Source organism: Pseudomonas marvdashtae (genome assembly GCF_014268655.2).
Classification (GTDB): Bacteria; Pseudomonadota; Gammaproteobacteria; order Pseudomonadales; family Pseudomonadaceae; genus Aquipseudomonas; species Aquipseudomonas marvdashtae.
Genome location: NZ_JABWQX020000006.1, coordinates 14,437 through 29,008 on the forward strand (window position 1 = coordinate 14,437; position 14,572 = coordinate 29,008).

General features: G+C 62.6%; 13 protein-coding genes. 10 read left to right on the forward strand and 3 right to left on the reverse strand.

Translation table 11 applies throughout. The features are described 5' to 3' along the window. Positions 1 to 2: 2 nt before the first annotated feature. The 3 genes from tssK to tagH all read right to left on the reverse strand — a co-directional run bounded on the left by tssK (position 3) and on the right by tagH (position 3,335). Complete coding sequence (gene tssK / locus HU742_RS24940) at positions 3 to 1,337, reverse strand: type VI secretion system baseplate subunit TssK (RefSeq protein ID WP_186633621.1); 1,335 nt, start codon at positions 1,335 to 1,337, stop codon at positions 3 to 5. A gap of 15 nt (positions 1,338 to 1,352) precedes the next feature. Further along, positions 1,353 to 1,859 (reverse strand): type VI secretion system lipoprotein TssJ, encoded by a 507-nt coding sequence (gene tssJ, locus HU742_RS24945; RefSeq protein ID WP_186633618.1) that lies wholly within the window; start codon positions 1,857 to 1,859, stop codon positions 1,353 to 1,355. Positions 1,860 to 1,928: 69 nt separating this feature from the next. Further along, positions 1,929 to 3,335 (reverse strand): type VI secretion system-associated FHA domain protein TagH, encoded by a 1,407-nt coding sequence (gene tagH, locus HU742_RS24950; RefSeq protein WP_186643371.1) that lies wholly within the window; start codon positions 3,333 to 3,335, stop codon positions 1,929 to 1,931. 402 nt (positions 3,336 to 3,737) lie between these two features. Between tagH and tssA the strand changes: the two genes are divergently transcribed. From tssA to tssH, 10 genes are all read left to right on the forward strand, one after another. Next, positions 3,738 to 4,763, forward strand: a complete 1,026-nt coding sequence (gene tssA, locus HU742_RS24955; RefSeq protein WP_186633612.1) for a type VI secretion system protein TssA — start codon at positions 3,738 to 3,740, stop codon at positions 4,761 to 4,763. 80 nt (positions 4,764 to 4,843) lie between these two features. Next, positions 4,844 to 5,359, forward strand: coding sequence for a type VI secretion system contractile sheath small subunit (tssB, locus tag HU742_RS24960; protein ID WP_186633609.1), 516 nt, complete (start codon positions 4,844 to 4,846; stop codon positions 5,357 to 5,359). A 12-nt stretch (positions 5,360 to 5,371) separates the two neighbouring features. After that, positions 5,372 to 6,868, forward strand: a complete 1,497-nt coding sequence (gene tssC / locus HU742_RS24965; protein WP_186615148.1) for a type VI secretion system contractile sheath large subunit — start codon at positions 5,372 to 5,374, stop codon at positions 6,866 to 6,868. A gap of 155 nt (positions 6,869 to 7,023) precedes the next feature. Then, complete coding sequence (locus HU742_RS24970) at positions 7,024 to 7,512, forward strand: Hcp family type VI secretion system effector (RefSeq protein ID WP_186633606.1); 489 nt, start codon at positions 7,024 to 7,026, stop codon at positions 7,510 to 7,512. An 81-nt stretch (positions 7,513 to 7,593) separates the two neighbouring features. Next, positions 7,594 to 8,049 carry a type VI secretion system amidase effector protein Tae4 gene (locus HU742_RS24975; RefSeq protein ID WP_186633603.1) on the forward strand — a complete coding sequence of 152 codons (456 nt, stop codon included), beginning with the start codon at positions 7,594 to 7,596 and terminating at the stop codon, positions 8,047 to 8,049. Next, positions 8,046 to 8,495, forward strand: coding sequence for a hypothetical protein (locus HU742_RS24980; protein ID WP_186643370.1), 450 nt, complete (start codon positions 8,046 to 8,048; stop codon positions 8,493 to 8,495). Before HU742_RS24975 ends, HU742_RS24980 begins: the two co-directional genes overlap by 4 nt. Then, complete coding sequence (gene tssE, locus HU742_RS24985; protein ID WP_186615140.1) at positions 8,489 to 9,001, forward strand: type VI secretion system baseplate subunit TssE; 513 nt, start codon at positions 8,489 to 8,491, stop codon at positions 8,999 to 9,001. Before HU742_RS24980 ends, tssE begins: the two co-directional genes overlap by 7 nt. Beyond that, positions 8,998 to 10,857 carry a type VI secretion system baseplate subunit TssF gene (tssF, locus tag HU742_RS24990; protein ID WP_186633596.1) on the forward strand — a complete coding sequence of 620 codons (1,860 nt, stop codon included), beginning with the start codon at positions 8,998 to 9,000 and terminating at the stop codon, positions 10,855 to 10,857. The genes tssE and tssF overlap by 4 nt, the downstream gene beginning before the upstream one ends. After that, entirely contained in the window at positions 10,821 to 11,873 is a 1,053-nt protein-coding gene (gene tssG, locus HU742_RS24995) for a type VI secretion system baseplate subunit TssG (protein WP_186643369.1), read from the forward strand. The genes tssF and tssG overlap by 37 nt, the downstream gene beginning before the upstream one ends. Further along, positions 11,866 to 14,556, forward strand: coding sequence for a type VI secretion system ATPase TssH (gene tssH, locus HU742_RS25000; protein WP_186643368.1), 2,691 nt, complete (start codon positions 11,866 to 11,868; stop codon positions 14,554 to 14,556). Before tssG ends, tssH begins: the two co-directional genes overlap by 8 nt. The last annotated feature ends 16 nt before the right edge of the window (positions 14,557 to 14,572 follow it).

Consider the following 14,572-nt stretch of genomic DNA (forward strand, 5'->3'; position numbering starts at 1 on the left):
GTTTATCCTCGGATCGCCCAGAAAGCCAGGTTCAGCCCCGGGAACTGGCCGGCGATGTGGAACGCGAAGCCGCCGGAGTTGCTCAATTGCTGCCAGTGATCGCTGCCCCGGTCGAGTTCGTAGTAGGTGGAACCGGCGTGGTACGGCAACTGCCGTGGCGCTACCGGCAACGGCAGCAGGCCGATGCCCGGCAGTTGCAGGTTGACCAGGTCGCGGATGTGTTCCACCGAACCCACCTTGCTCTGCTGGCCGAAGCGGCCGCGCAGGGTTTCGGCCGGCACGTCGGCGCGCACCACCAGGATGAAGCTGGCGCTGTCGAGCAAGGTCTTGTCGGCCAGCATCGCCACGTGGATGCCGTAGGCTTTCTCGACAATCGGGATCGGCGTGGCCCTGCTGTCGATCAGCATCGACAGGGCCTCGCGCAGGGCCTGCATCACCGGCGCGTAGCTCAGCGCCAGGTCGTCGTGTTGGTATTGCGGGTATTGCTGCGGTCGTCGCCCGGACGCGGTAAAGGTCGAGAACTCCCCGGCCAGGCTCACCAGTTCACTGTAGAAACGCTCAGGGTGCAGCGGCGTCACTTGGCTGAGGTGTTGAATCAACGGCTGGGCACGGTTGACCAGCTGCAACAGCATGAAATCGGCGATCTCCGAGGCACCGCCGGCGCCGGAAGCCACCACGCGCCCGGCCAGGGCTTCACCGCGCTGATGCAGCAGGCCCAGCAGTTCACTGCGAAACGCCGTCAGCGGCTTGGAGGCCGCCACATCGAGCAGCGGTGGGATGTAAGTGTCATCGAGCACCAAGGCGCGATCGGCGCGTTTTTCCTTGATGCGCACCACGCCAATCGCGGCGTAATCGCCGAGGCCATCCTGGGCCGTCAACAAGCGCAGCGCCCGTGAACCCACGGCCACCGGCGCACGGTTTTCGAACGGTGCGTTGTCGTCGCGCACTTCGCAGACCTGGCTCACGTAGCGCGCGGCACCGAGGGTTTCACCTTCATCGACGGTGTCGCGGGCACCGGCACGCTTGAGCGGCAGGGCCAGGTACACCACGCCGTCGCGCAGGCTGTCGTCGACATTCAGCGGCGTCGGCGCGAGGTCATCCTGGGGAATGTTGAACGGGGTGCCATCCGGTAACAGGCCGCGTGCCGAAATGATCGCCAGCTTGCCCTGGGCCAACAGGCCCTGGTCGATCAGCAATTCGGAAAAACCCCAGGCGCCGGCCGACAATGGACGGCTGCGAGCGTCGATAAGGTTTTCCAGGTAACGGTCATGCTGCTGGAAGTGCTGCGTTCCAATGAACATGCCTTCCGACCAGACCACGCGATTGTTCCAGGACATGGGGGCTCCGATTGCTTATTGGGCAGGGCTGGATGGGGGGACGACAACGGCGCTGCGTACGGCGCGCACGTCGAGGCTGATCTGGTATTCGGTGTATTGGCGCGCCGGGACATTCATCACCGTGCGCCACAGCGACTGGTCCAGCTCGCGATAGCCCACCAGTATTCCAATGTGACGGGTGGCCGGGTCGAGGTCGCGTTGCAGGCTCAACTGTTGGTTGGGCTGGATCAGTACTTCGTCCTGGTCGATCAGGTCGGTGCCCAGCGTTGCCTGGGCCCGTTCGGCCAAGGCGAAATAATCGGCACGGCCGAAGGTCGCGGCATTCTTGAGCTCGAAGATACGCACCCGGACCGGTGCCGGCTGGCCAGTGGCGCCGGGGTTGAGGCCGGAGATGGCGTGAAAGTGCAGCTCGACCGCCGCGGTATCGGCCTGGGCCTCTTCGGGCTCGGGTGCGGCCGCATCCTTGGCGCACGCCGTCAGCAGCAGCGCTGTGGCGACGACGAGTAAAAACCTGGGAATCATCCTGCGTCCTCAATGACGTTTGAGCTATCCGTTGTGTGCGTTATGAAAAGTTTCTTGGCCCGGCGACGCTCAAGGGCGTCGCTGTCGTGTGCTGTGTTCTTCGTAGGCACGGCTGAATTCACGACCGAACAGGTCCTGGAAATCTTCCTGGGCCTCGCGGGAGATGTTGCTGTAGAGCTCAGTGAATTGCTGCCAGTACTGGGCCTGTCGCGAACCGCTGAAAATACCCGACAGTCCGCCGGGCTTGCCCATGCGCGCCTCCAACTGCGCCGGCTCAAAACGCGCCAGCAGGTGTTTGATCGCCGCTTCCACGCCGGCCATCACCGCCAGTTGATGGGCACGCAGATCATCGAAACTGTCGCGTACCGCCACGTCCGGGGCCATGAACGCCTGGTTGCCGTGGCGCAACAGCAACAGCAGCGCCTCGTCGACATTGGGAGCGAACTTCAACGGGTTGTTTTCCACCGGCTGGATCATCGTCTGCTGGATGCGGAACTCGCCTTTGAGGCTGCTACGGGCGCGCAGTACATCGATCAGTCCCTCGACCATCAGCCGATAGCTACGTCCGATGCTTTCCATCTGCGCTTCGGCCTGGGCCTTGTCCAATCGCAACTGATCCAGTCCGGCGCCGCGCAGGAAGGCTTGCAGCAAGTCCGGCTGGGGAGCATCAATGGGAGTAATCGGCGCTTCGCGCACAGGCGCAGGCTCGACTGGCGAGCTGGCTTCAGCCAGTGGAGCTGGCGGCACGGCAACGGGCTCAACCACCGGCTGCGGCGCGACGGCGATGGGCGCCACCGGCATCGGTGCGGGCTTGTCGCTGAACAGGTCCCAGTCATCCGGGATCACTGGAGCAGACGTCATTGCCACGGGCTCAACCACTGGCGGCGGGCTTGGGCGGGGAACTGGTGTAGGCGGACGAAAATCATGCTGCTCGGCCGGCACATGGTCAGGCTGAGGGGCTGGGGGGACGCTGGTCGGGGCAAGGAAGTCGAACAAATCAGGCAGCGTGTCCATGGCCGACACGCCTTGGAATTGCGCGGGCACGGACACGGGCATCGGCGACGGCGAGTTCACTGGAGCACTCTGGCGTCCCATCAAGGCTTCGAAACTGCTGGGCGCTTCGGCAAACGGATTGCTGTCGGTCACCGGCAGGTTGAAGTCCACCCGCGCCTGAATCTCATAGTCGCCAATGCGGATTATTTCGCCATCCTGCAGCGGCTCGCTGTTTCCTTTGCGCAGGCGAATACCGGCCTTGACCAATTCCACACCGTTAGTACTGTTATCGGTCAGGTAATAACGTCCGTCCTTGTATTGGATAACGCAATGTTTACCCGAGACCAAACGCTCCGGATCCGGCAATACCCAGTCATTATCGGAACTACGGCCAATTGCCATCATTCCCTGGTCCAGCGTCTTTTCAGAACACTGGCCGGGGGTAATCTTGTGATAACTAGTGATAGTCAAACACAGCGGCATTTCGCCTCCTTGCTGAATACTTCTTGTCGGCGGCGATACATCGGGCCTAAGCCACGAACGCGCCAACAAACCTTGCCAACCACCGCGAAACGGCTTTTTGCCAGCATGATTGCTGATCTTAACCGGCTTGCGTGACAAAAAACCTGCATCAGTACCTACTCAGACCTGCGAGTCGCGCGGGTTGTTAAGCACCTCACAACTGTCACATCGGCGAAATAGCTTACCTTGACAACGGATAAGTGCTACACCAAAAATGCACAACTTCTTGAATATACATGATGGCACTATAAGATCATTGCGCATTTATAGCGCCATTACCGTCAAGGAACATGTGAAGTTTCATCCGAAACTTTCGTGTGCACTGCCCGACTTCTTCAGCGGGTGATAGGGAGATCGATCCAAGTGGATGTGCCTTTGTTGCTCGCCGCCGTTTCCGCGAATTCGCCTTGCGGTGAAGACTTGGAATATGACGCGGATTTCTTGCGCCTGGAACGCGATTCCCGAGGCCAGCCCGAGCGCAGCATGGGCGACTCGATCCTGCCGGCCGAACCCCCTGAATGGCGCAGCATCCAGCAGCAAAGCCTGGACCTGCTGCAACGCAGCAAAGACCTGCGCATCACCCATTTCCTGTTGCAAAGCTCCCTGGCCCTGGAAGGCATTCCCGGCCTTGCCCGCGTATTGACGTTGATCAGCGAATTGCTCAAGCAATACTGGGCCGACCTGCATCCACGCCTGGATGCTGATGACGACAACGATCCTACCGTGCGCATCAATGCCCTCGCCGGCCTGACGTCGGACGTCACCATTCGCCTGCTGCGCGAAAGCATCCTGGCCCGCTCCCGGACCTTTGGTGCCGTCAGCCTGCGCGCCGCCGCCAACGCCAGCGGCCTGCAAAGTTTTGCCGATGAAAGCCTTGGTGCCGAGCAGCTCGCCGGCGCCCTGCTCGACAGCGATCCCGAGCAGTTGGAAGTCATCCGCGCCGCCCTGCTGGAAGCCCGCAGCGCCGCCGAAGCCATTGAACAGCAGGTCAGCGACCAGGTCGGTTCCGCCCAAGGCGTGGACCTCGGCCCGTTGAAACAGCCGCTGAAAATGGCCTTGCAGATTCTCGGTCAGTTCGCCCCGCAGAGCGGCGACGGCGCTTTGGCTGATCCTGTCGAACCAGACAGCGCCGCGCCGGTTGAATACGCCAGCGCCCCCAGCGCGCCGCGCAGTACCGTCCCGGGAGAAATCAACAACCGCGACGACGTCTTGCGCAGCCTGGATCGGATCCTCGCGTACTACACCCGTCATGAGCCCTCCAGCCCGCTGCCGGTGCTGTTGAATCGGGCCAAGAATCTGGTGCACGCCGACTTCGCGGCCATCGTGCGCAACCTGATTCCCGACGGCATGAGTCAATTTGAAAACCTGCGCGGCCCAGATAGCGAATAAAAGCCAGCGGATCACGCAGTCACGTCATAGGTACCCCCGATGACGCCAACACCGTCGCTCAAGCGACCAGGAGCAGCAACGTGGCGAAGCAAAGTTCTCAGAAATTCATCGCGCGCAACCGCGCGCCTCGAGTGCAGATCGAGTACGACGTCGAGCTCTACGGCGCCGAGAAGAAGGTCCAGTTGCCCTTCGTCATGGGGGTGATGGCCGACCTCGCCGGCAAGCCTGCCGAGCCTCTGGCACCCGTGGCCGACCGCAAGTTCCTCGAGATCGACGTCGACAATTTCGACTCGCGCCTCAAGGCCATGCAACCTCGCGTGGCGTTCCACGTGCCGAACGAACTGACTGGCGAAGGCAACCTGAGCCTGGACCTGACCTTCGAAAGCATGGACGACTTCAGCCCTGCGGCCGTGGCTCGCAAGATCGATTCGCTGAACAAGCTGCTCGAAGCGCGCACCCAACTGGCCAACCTGCTGACCTACATGGACGGCAAGACCGGTGCCGAGGAAATCATCATGAAGGCGATCAAGGACCCAGCGCTGTTGCAAGCCCTGGCGAGCGCGCCGAAGCCCGCCGACGCTGAGCCCAAGGCTTAAGGACTAACGATCATGAACGATTTGGTACGCGACAATCAGCCCCAGAACCTGGGCGCCACCGAAGAAACCAGCGAGTTCGCCTCGCTGTTGATGCAAGAATTCAAACCCAAGACCGAGCGCGCCCGCGAAGCGGTCGAGACCGCCGTGCGGACCTTGGCCGAACAGGCTCTGGCGCAGACCGACCTGGTGTCCAACGACGCCATCAAGTCGATCGAGTCGATCATCGCCGCCATCGACGCCAAGCTCACCGCCCAGGTCAACCAAGTCATCCACCACCCCGACTTCCAGCAACTGGAAAGCGCCTGGCGTGGCCTGCACTACCTGGTCAACAACACCGAGACCGATGAGCAGCTCAAGATTCGCGTGCTCAACGTCTCCAAGACCGACCTGCACAAGACCCTGAAGAAATTCAAGGGCACCGCGTGGGACCAGAGCCCGATCTTCAAGAAGATGTACGAAGAAGAATACGGCCAGTTCGGCGGCGAGCCTTACGGCTGCCTGGTCGGCGACTACTACTTCGACCAGTCCCCGCCGGACGTGGAACTGCTGGGCGAGCTGTCGAAAGTCTGCGCCGCCATGCACGCACCATTCATTGCCGCCGCCTCGCCGACCGTGATGGGCATGGGCTCGTGGCAGGAACTGTCGAACCCGCGCGACCTGACCAAGATCTTCACCACCCCGGAATACGCCGGCTGGCGTTCGCTGCGCGAATCGGAAGACTCGCGCTACATCGGCCTGACCATGCCACGTTTCCTGGCACGCCTGCCGTACGGCGCCAAGACCGACCCGGTGGAAGCCTTCGCTTTCGAAGAAAGCACCGACGGTGCCGACAGCTCCAAATACACCTGGGCCAACGCTGCCTACGCGATGGCAGTGAACATCAACCGTTCGTTCAAACACTTCGGCTGGTGCTCGCGCATCCGTGGCGTGGAGTCGGGCGGTGAAGTAGAGAACCTGCCGGCCCACACCTTCCCGACCGATGACGGCGGCGTGGACATGAAGTGCCCGACCGAGATCGCCATTTCGGACCGCCGTGAAGCGGAACTGGCGAAGAACGGTTTCATGCCGCTGCTGCACAAGAAAAACACCGACTTCGCCGCGTTCATCGGCGCCCAGTCGTTGCAAAAGCCAGCCGAATACGACGACCCGGACGCCACCGCCAACGCCAACCTGGCCGCGCGCCTGCCGTACCTGTTCGCCACCTGCCGCTTCGCCCATTACCTGAAGTGCATCGTGCGCGACAAGATCGGTTCCTTCAAAGAGAAGGACGAGATGCAGCGCTGGTTGCAGGACTGGATCCTCAACTACGTCGACGGCGACCCGGCGCACTCCACCGAGACCACCAAGGCCCAGCATCCATTGGCTGCCGCTGAAGTGATCGTCGAAGAAGTCGAAGGCAACCCGGGGTACTACAACTCCAAGTTCTACCTGCGCCCGCACTACCAGCTCGAAGGGCTGACCGTGTCGCTGCGCCTGGTATCGAAACTGCCGTCGGCCAAGGGCGCATAACACCGACCTTGACTCGCTCGTTCCCACGCTCTGCGTGGGAATACCGCCCGGGACGCTCCGCGTCCCAGCGACGCAGACCGTCACAAGATGCGTTACCACGCAGAGCGTAGGAACGATCACCAAATCAAGTGGCCAGTGCCACACAGGGAGAAAACATGGCTGTTGATATTTTCATCAAGATCGGCGACATCAAGGGCGAGTCCATGGACAAGGCCCACAAGGACGAGATCGACGTCCTGAACTGGAGCTGGGGCATGTCCCAGACCGGCAACATGCATGTTGGCAGTGGCGGTGGTGCGGGCAAGGTGAGCATCCAGGACCTGTCGCTGACCAAGTACGTCGACAAGGCATCGCCGAACCTGATGATGCACTGCGCCAGCGGCAAGCACGTCGATAAGGTCAAGCTGACCGTGCGCAAGGCCGGTGGCGAAAGCCAGGTCGAGTACATGATCATCAACCTGGAAGAAGTGCTGATCACGTCCCTGAGCACTGGCGGTTCGGGCGGCGATGATCGCCTGACCGAAAACGTCACCCTGAACTTCGCCAAGGTGATGGTGGACTACCAGCCGCAGAAAGCCGACGGCACCAAGGAAGGCGGGCCGGTCAAGTTCGGCTGGAACATCCGTCAGAACGTCAAGGTGTAATCGAACACGCCCCCGGCGCCACGCGCCGGGGGTGTTTGGTGCTTGCTCGCAACCAATCCTTTCCCCTCCGGTGTCTGAGTCATGGCCAAGCCTGCGTTTATCAATTTGTGGAAAGCCTATTCCGATTTGCTGGTCACCCATCCCGACGCGAAACCTTGCGACGGCCCTTGGGCGAACCAATGCGCGATTCGCATGAGCATCACGCTTAATACCGAACTGACCATCAAGGTCAACAAATCCACCTACACCGAACCCAAATGTGCCCATGGGCATGCTCGTGGGGCCGAGTCATTGGCAAATTGGCTGTGGAAACATCATCTGGGCCGCCCGTTGATCCTTGGCGGAACGGCCGCGGACCGGCGCAAGCTGCAAGACAAGACCGGCCTGATTTTCTTCAAGGATTGTTTCCAGCAAGTGGGAGAAGCCTCGGAAGGTCGCACCGGCGATCATATCGACCTCTGGAACCGTGGCCTGACCCTAGGCTATGACGATCCGGCCTATCGATCCCGAGCGATCTGGTTCTGGGAGCTCGTATGATCAAGGCCCATTGCGCGATATGGGTCGGCTGCCTGTTGACCAGCCTGACCGCCTGTGCCCAGCAGCAATCGCCATCGGCAATCTCCTCCGTCCCGGTGGAGCATGTCGTCTCGATGGGCGGGCAAACGCTGACATTGGAGAACGACCAGGCGCGCTGCGCGCTGCGCAAACCCGACCAGACCCTGATGCCACTCGACTTGGCCTGGCCCTGCCAGTTCAGGGTCGATCGACAAGGCAAACCCCACGTCGAGACCTTCGGTGAGGTGCCTATTGTCATCGTTGTCCATGTATCTGCTGGCCCCCATAACAATCAGGAGTGTCGATCCGAGTATCGCGCCATACGCCAGATCAATGGACAACTCGAACCCTCGATAATCGCTCGTACCGCCAGCTGCATGACTGGCACAGGTGACCAGAAAAATTACACGGGCCTTTTCACTTGGTAACCGAAATCGCCACCCGCGATCGCCTGCAACCGTCCCTGCTGGACCGGCTGACCGACGACGATCCGAGCAACCCCAAGGAAAGCGCCGACAAGCGCGTGCTCTCCCTGACCCAGCTGAAAGCCTCGGTGCTGCGGGATCTGGCGTGGCTGCTCAACACCACGTCATTGCTCGACGCCGATGCCACGCTGCACACCCCGGCGGGCACCTCGGTGGTGAATTTCGGGCTGCCGGCACTGGCGGGCAACAGTGCTTCGAACATCGATGTTCCCGCGCTGGAAAGCCTGATCCACCAAGCCATCGCCACGTTCGAGCCGCGCATCCTGCGCCACACCCTGCGCGTGCGGGCCCGGGCGACCGCCGAGATGAACCATAACGCCTTGAGTTTCGAGATCGAAGGCGACCTCTGGGCCCAGCCGGTGCCGCTGCGCCTGATGCTGCAAACCGACCTGGACCTGGAAACCGGTCACGTGCGCGTGGTCAACGCCGACCAGCGGAGACGGCCATGAACCCGCGCCTGCTCGAGCTGTACAACCAGGAACTGCACCACGTGCGCGAAAGCGCGGCGGAGTTCGCCAAGGAATACCCGAAGATCGCCAGTCGGCTGACCCTGGCCGGCATGGACTGCGCCGACCCCTACGTCGAGCGTCTGCTGGAAGGCTTTGCCTATTTGACGGCGCGGGTGCAGCTCAAGCTCGACGCCGAATACCCGACCTTCACCCACAATTTGTTGGAAATCGCCTACCCGCACTACCTTGCGCCGACGCCGTCGATGACCGTGGTGCAGATGCAGGCCGACCCGGACGAAGGCTCGCTGAGCAGTGGATTCCCGCTGCCTCGCGACACCATCCTGCGCGCCGCCCTGGGTCGTGAATCACAGACCTGCTGCGAGTACCGCACCGCTCACGCGGTGACGTTGTGGCCGTTGCAGGTCAGCCAGGCCGAGTATTTCGGCAACCCGTCCGCCGTGCTCGGGCGCCTGGCCGCCAGCGAACCGAAAGCCAAGGCCGGCCTGCGCCTGACCCTGCGCACTGGCGCCGAGCTGCCGTTCAACAGCCTGGCCCTGGACAACCTGCCGCTGTACTTGAGCGGCGCTGACGAACAACCGTTCCGCCTTTACGAACAACTGTTGAGTAACGCCTGCGCGGTGTTCGCTCGCCAGCCGGGCGGCGATTGGGTCGAACGGCTGCCGCAGGATGCGTTGCGCTCCCAGGGCTTCGATGACGCCGAGGCCGCGCTGCCAGTGGTGCCGCGGGCGTTCCAGGGCTATCGCTTGCTACAGGAATATTTCGCCCTGCCGCACCGCTTCCTGTTTGTCGATTTCACCCAGCTCGGCCGTGCGGTCAAGCGCTGCGATGGCCAGGAGCTGGAATTGATCGTGCTGTTCGACCGCCACGATCCGAGCCTGGAAGGCAGCGTCGGCGCCTCGCAATTCCTGCCGTTCTGCACGCCGGCGATCAATCTGTTTCCCAAGCGCCTGGACCGCATTCATTTGTCGGACCGAGTCAACGAACACCACGTGATCGCCGACCGCACCCGGCCGATGGATTTCGAGGTGCATTCGCTTACCGGCCTGACCGGTCATGGCACCGGGCCAGAGCAGCCGTTCCTGCCGTTCTATGCGGTGCGCGATCCGTCCCGCTATGGCCGCGACCAGGCTTACTACACCGTAAGGCGCGAACCGCGCGTGCTGTCCAGCGATCAGCGGCGCAATGGTCCGCGCTCGACTTACGTCGGCAGCGAGACCTTCGTCAGCCTGGTGGACAGTCAGCAGGCGCCCTATCGCAACGACTTGCGCCAACTGGGCGTCACCGCTTTGTGCACCAACCGCGACCTGCCGCTGTTCATGAGCGTGGGCAACGGCAAGACCGACTTCACCCTCGCCGACAGCGCGCCGGTCGGCGCCGTGCGCTGTGTGGCAGGTCCCAGTCGTCCACGGGCCAGCCATGCCCATGACGCCAAGGCCTGGCGGTTGATCAGCCAGTTGTCGCTGAACTACTTGTCGCTGAGCGAGCAAGGCCAAGGCGCCGCCGCCCTGCGCGAACTGCTGCGCCTGTACGGCGACAGCAATGACGCGGCGCTGCAATTGCAGATCGAAGGCCTGCGCGAAGTCAGCAGCAAGGCCTGCACCCGGCGCTTGCCGATGCCTGGGCCGATCGTGTTCGGTCGTGGCTTGGAGATCACTCTGGAATTCGATGAAAACGCGTTTCGCGGCACCGGGGTGTTCCTGCTCGGCGCAGTGTTCGAGCGCTTCCTGGCACGCTACGTGTCGATCAACAGTTTTACCGAGACGGTGATCCGTACCACCGAACGCGGCGAGATCATGCGATGGAAAGCCAAGCCCGGACGTCGTCCGACCCTGTGAATACCCTGGAGGCGATGCACCAGGAACCCTGGGAATACGATTTCTTCCAGGCGTTGCGGCGCATCGAGTGCGAATCCCCCGAGCTGCCGCGCCTGGGCCATTCCCTGCGCCTGGCCGATGACCCGTTGCGTCTCGGACAACAGGCCGAATGCACCTTCGCCCCGGCGACTTTGGCCTCGGTACAACCGGGCGCCGACGGCACGCCGGCGCGCCTGGAGCAATTCTTCTTCGGCCTCGGCGGCCCCAACGGCCCGATGCCGCTGCACATCACTGAATACGTGCGCGAACGCCAGCGCAACAATGGCGACAGCACCAGCAAACGCTTCCTCGATGTGTTCCACCATCGCCTGCTCAGCCTGTTCTACCGGGCCTGGGCCGAAGCACGGCCAACCGTCAGCCATGATCGTCCGGACGACGATTATTGGTCGGCGCGCCTGGCGGCACTCAGCGGCCGGGGCATGCCGAGCCTGCTCGATCAGGGGCTGATCCCCGACACGGCGAAGCTGCATTACAGCGGCCACCTCTCGGCGCAAACGCGCTACCCGGACGGCTTGAAGGCGATTCTCGGTGAGTACTTCGGCTTGCCGGTGGAGATCGAAGAATACGTCGGCCAATGGCTGGAACTGCCGGAGCGCAGCCGCGTCGGTGTCAGCGCTCATCAACTGGGCATGGATTTCTGCCTGGGTCGTTTCGTCTGGGATCGCCAGCACAAATTCCGCATCCGCCTGGGCCCGCTCAAGCTCGTCGACTACATGGGCATGCTCCCTGGCAGCCAACCGTTCAACGAACTGGTGGCCTGGGTCGCCGAATACCTGGGCCATGAACTGGACTGGGATTTGAACCTGGTCCTGGAGCAGCCTGAAGTCCCGGCGCTACAACTCAATGGGCGTTTCCGCCTGGGTTTCAACACCTGGCTGGGACGCCCCGAAACAGATGCCAACGATCTAATACTGGCCCGGCACTACGCCGATCAGGCCAACACCTCACAGACCTCAAGGAGCCATGAGCATGGGTGAAATCAGTCGCGCCGCGTTGTTCGGCAAACTCAACAGCGTGGCCTACAAAGCCATCGAAGCCGCCACCGTGTTCTGCAAGCTGCGCGGTAACCCCTATGTGGAACTGGCCCACTGGTTTCATCAGTTGCTGCAACTGCAGGATTCGGACCTGCACCGCATCATCCGCCAGTTCAACATCGAGCCGGCGCGCCTGGCCCGTGACCTGACCGAAGCACTGGACCGTCTGCCACGGGGTTCGACGTCGATCACCGACCTGTCCTCCCATGTGGAAGAAGCGGTGGAACGCGGCTGGGTCTACGGCAGCCTGATGTTCGGCGAGAGCCAGGTGCGCACCGGTTACCTGGTGCTGGGCATCCTCAAGACCCCAAGCCTGCGCCACGCGCTGCTGGGCCTGTCGTCGGAGTTCGACAAGGTCAAGGTCGAAGCCCTGAGCGAGCGCTTTGACGAATACGTCGGCGACTCGCCGGAAAACGCCCTGACCGCCAGCGACGGCTTCAATGCCGGCGCCGTGCCGGGCGAAGCCAGCGGCGCCATGGCCCCAGCCGCCATGGGCAAGCAGGAAGCCCTCAAGCGCTTTACCGTCGACCTCACCGAGCAGGCCCGCAGCGGCAAGCTCGACCCCATCGTCGGCCGTGACGAAGAGATCCGCCAACTGGTGGACATCCTCATGCGCCGCCGGCAGAACAACCCGATCCTCACCGGCGAAGCCGGCGTGGGCAAGACCGCCGTGGTCGAAGGCTTTGCCCTGCGCATCGTCGCCGGCGACGTGCCGCCGGCCCTCAAGGACGTGGAACTGCGCAGCCTCGACGTGGGCCTGTTGCAGGCCGGCGCGAGCATGAAAGGTGAATTCGAACAGCGCCTGCGCCAGGTCATCGAAGACGTCCAGGCCTCGCCCAAGCCGATCATTCTGTTCATCGACGAAGCCCACACCCTGGTGGGTGCCGGTGGCGCCGCCGGCACGGGTGATGCGGCCAACCTGCTCAAGCCGGCCCTGGCCCGCGGCACCTTGCGCACCGTGGCCGCCACGACCTGGGCCGAGTACAAGAAGCACATCGAAAAAGACCCGGCCCTGACCCGTCGCTTCCAAGTGGTGCAAGTGGCTGAGCCTTCGGAAGACAAGGCGCTGCTGATGATGCGCGGCGTGGCCTCTACCATGGAAAAACACCACCAGGTGCAGATCCTCGACGAAGCCCTGGAAGCCTCGGTCAAGCTGTCCCACCGCTACATTCCCGCGCGCCAGCTGCCGGACAAATCCGTAAGCCTGCTGGACACCGCCTGCGCCCGCGTCGCCATCAGCCTGCACGCCGTGCCGGCCGAAGTGGACGACAGCCGTCGGCGCATCGAGGCGCTGGAAACCGAGCTGCAGATCATCGCCCGTGAACACGCGATTGGCATTGCCATCGGCACCCGCCAAACCCAGAGCGAAAGCCTGCTGGCCGCTGAGCGTGAGCGCTTGGCCGAGCTGGAAAGCCGTTGGGCCGAAGAGAAAACCCTGGTGGACGAACTGCTCGCCACCCGCGCCACCCTGCGCGAGCGCGTCGGCGTGGTGGACAGCGAGGACAACAGCGAAGCTTGCGACAACGAAAGTCACCAACTGCGCGAGAAACTGGTGGACCTGCAACAGCGCCTGACCGCCCTGCAAGGCGAAACCCCGTTGATCCTGCCGACCGTGGATTACCAGGCCGTGGCCTCGGTGGTCGCCGACTGGACCGGTATCCCGGTGGGCCGCATGGCCCGCAACGAACTGGAAACCGTGCTCAACCTCGACCAGCACCTGAAAAAACGCATCATCGGCCAGGATCACGCCTTGCAGATGATCGCCAAACGCATCCAGACCTCCCGCGCCGGCCTCGACAACCCGAGCAAGCCGATTGGCGTGTTCATGCTCGCCGGCACCTCCGGCGTGGGCAAGACCGAAACCGCCCTGGCCCTGGCCGAAGCCATGTACGGCGGCGAACAGAACGTCATCACCATCAACATGAGCGAGTTCCAGGAAGCCCACACCGTATCCACCCTCAAGGGCGCGCCACCGGGTTACATCGGCTACGGCGAAGGCGGCGTGCTGACCGAAGCCGTGCGGCGCAAACCGTACAGCGTGGTGCTGCTGGACGAGGTGGAAAAAGCTCACCCGGACGTCCACGAGATTTTCTTCCAAGTGTTCGACAAAGGCGTGATGGAGGACGGCGAAGGCCGGGTGATCGACTTCAAGAACACCTTGATCCTGCTGACCACCAACGCCGGCACCGAGTTGATTGCCCAGGTCTGCAAGGACCCGCGGAACGTGCCCGAGCCGGAAGAAATCGCCAAGGCCCTGCGCCAGCCGCTGCTGGAGATTTTCCCGCCGGCATTGCTCGGACGCCTGGTGACGATTCCGTACTACCCGCTCAGCGACGAGATGCTCAAGGCGATCACCCGCCTGCAACTCAACCGCATCAAGAAGCGTGTGGAGAGCACTCACAAAGTGGCCTTCGACTACGACGACGCGGTAATCGACCTGATCGTCTCGCGCTGCACCGAAACCGAAAGCGGCGGGCGCATGATCGACACCATCCTGACCAACAGCCTGTTGCCGGACATGAGCCGCGAGTTCCTGACCCGCATGCTTGAAGGGAAAGCCTTGGCCGGCGTACGTATCAGCGCTCGGGACAATGAATTGCAATACGATTTCAGCGACGCGGCCTGACCTGCAGGAACGCGAT

Coding starts and splice junctions, on each gene's coding strand:
- tssJ (WP_186633618.1), bottom strand. CDS start 1,859: ATGATTCCCAGGTTTTTACTCGTCGTCGCCACAGCGCTGCTGCTGACG.
- tssF (WP_186633596.1), top strand. CDS start 8,998: ATGAACCCGCGCCTGCTCGAGCTGTACAACCAGGAACTGCACCACGTG.
- tssH (WP_186643368.1), top strand. CDS start 11,866: ATGGGTGAAATCAGTCGCGCCGCGTTGTTCGGCAAACTCAACAGCGTG.
- tagH (WP_186643371.1), bottom strand. CDS start 3,335: ATGCCGCTGTGTTTGACTATCACTAGTTATCACAAGATTACCCCCGGC.
- HU742_RS24970 (WP_186633606.1), top strand. CDS start 7,024: ATGGCTGTTGATATTTTCATCAAGATCGGCGACATCAAGGGCGAGTCC.
- tssG (WP_186643369.1), top strand. CDS start 10,821: ATGGAAAGCCAAGCCCGGACGTCGTCCGACCCTGTGAATACCCTGGAG.
- tssK (WP_186633621.1), bottom strand. CDS start 1,337: ATGTCCTGGAACAATCGCGTGGTCTGGTCGGAAGGCATGTTCATTGGA.
- HU742_RS24980 (WP_186643370.1), top strand. CDS start 8,046: ATGATCAAGGCCCATTGCGCGATATGGGTCGGCTGCCTGTTGACCAGC.
- HU742_RS24975 (WP_186633603.1), top strand. CDS start 7,594: ATGGCCAAGCCTGCGTTTATCAATTTGTGGAAAGCCTATTCCGATTTG.
- tssC (WP_186615148.1), top strand. CDS start 5,372: ATGAACGATTTGGTACGCGACAATCAGCCCCAGAACCTGGGCGCCACC.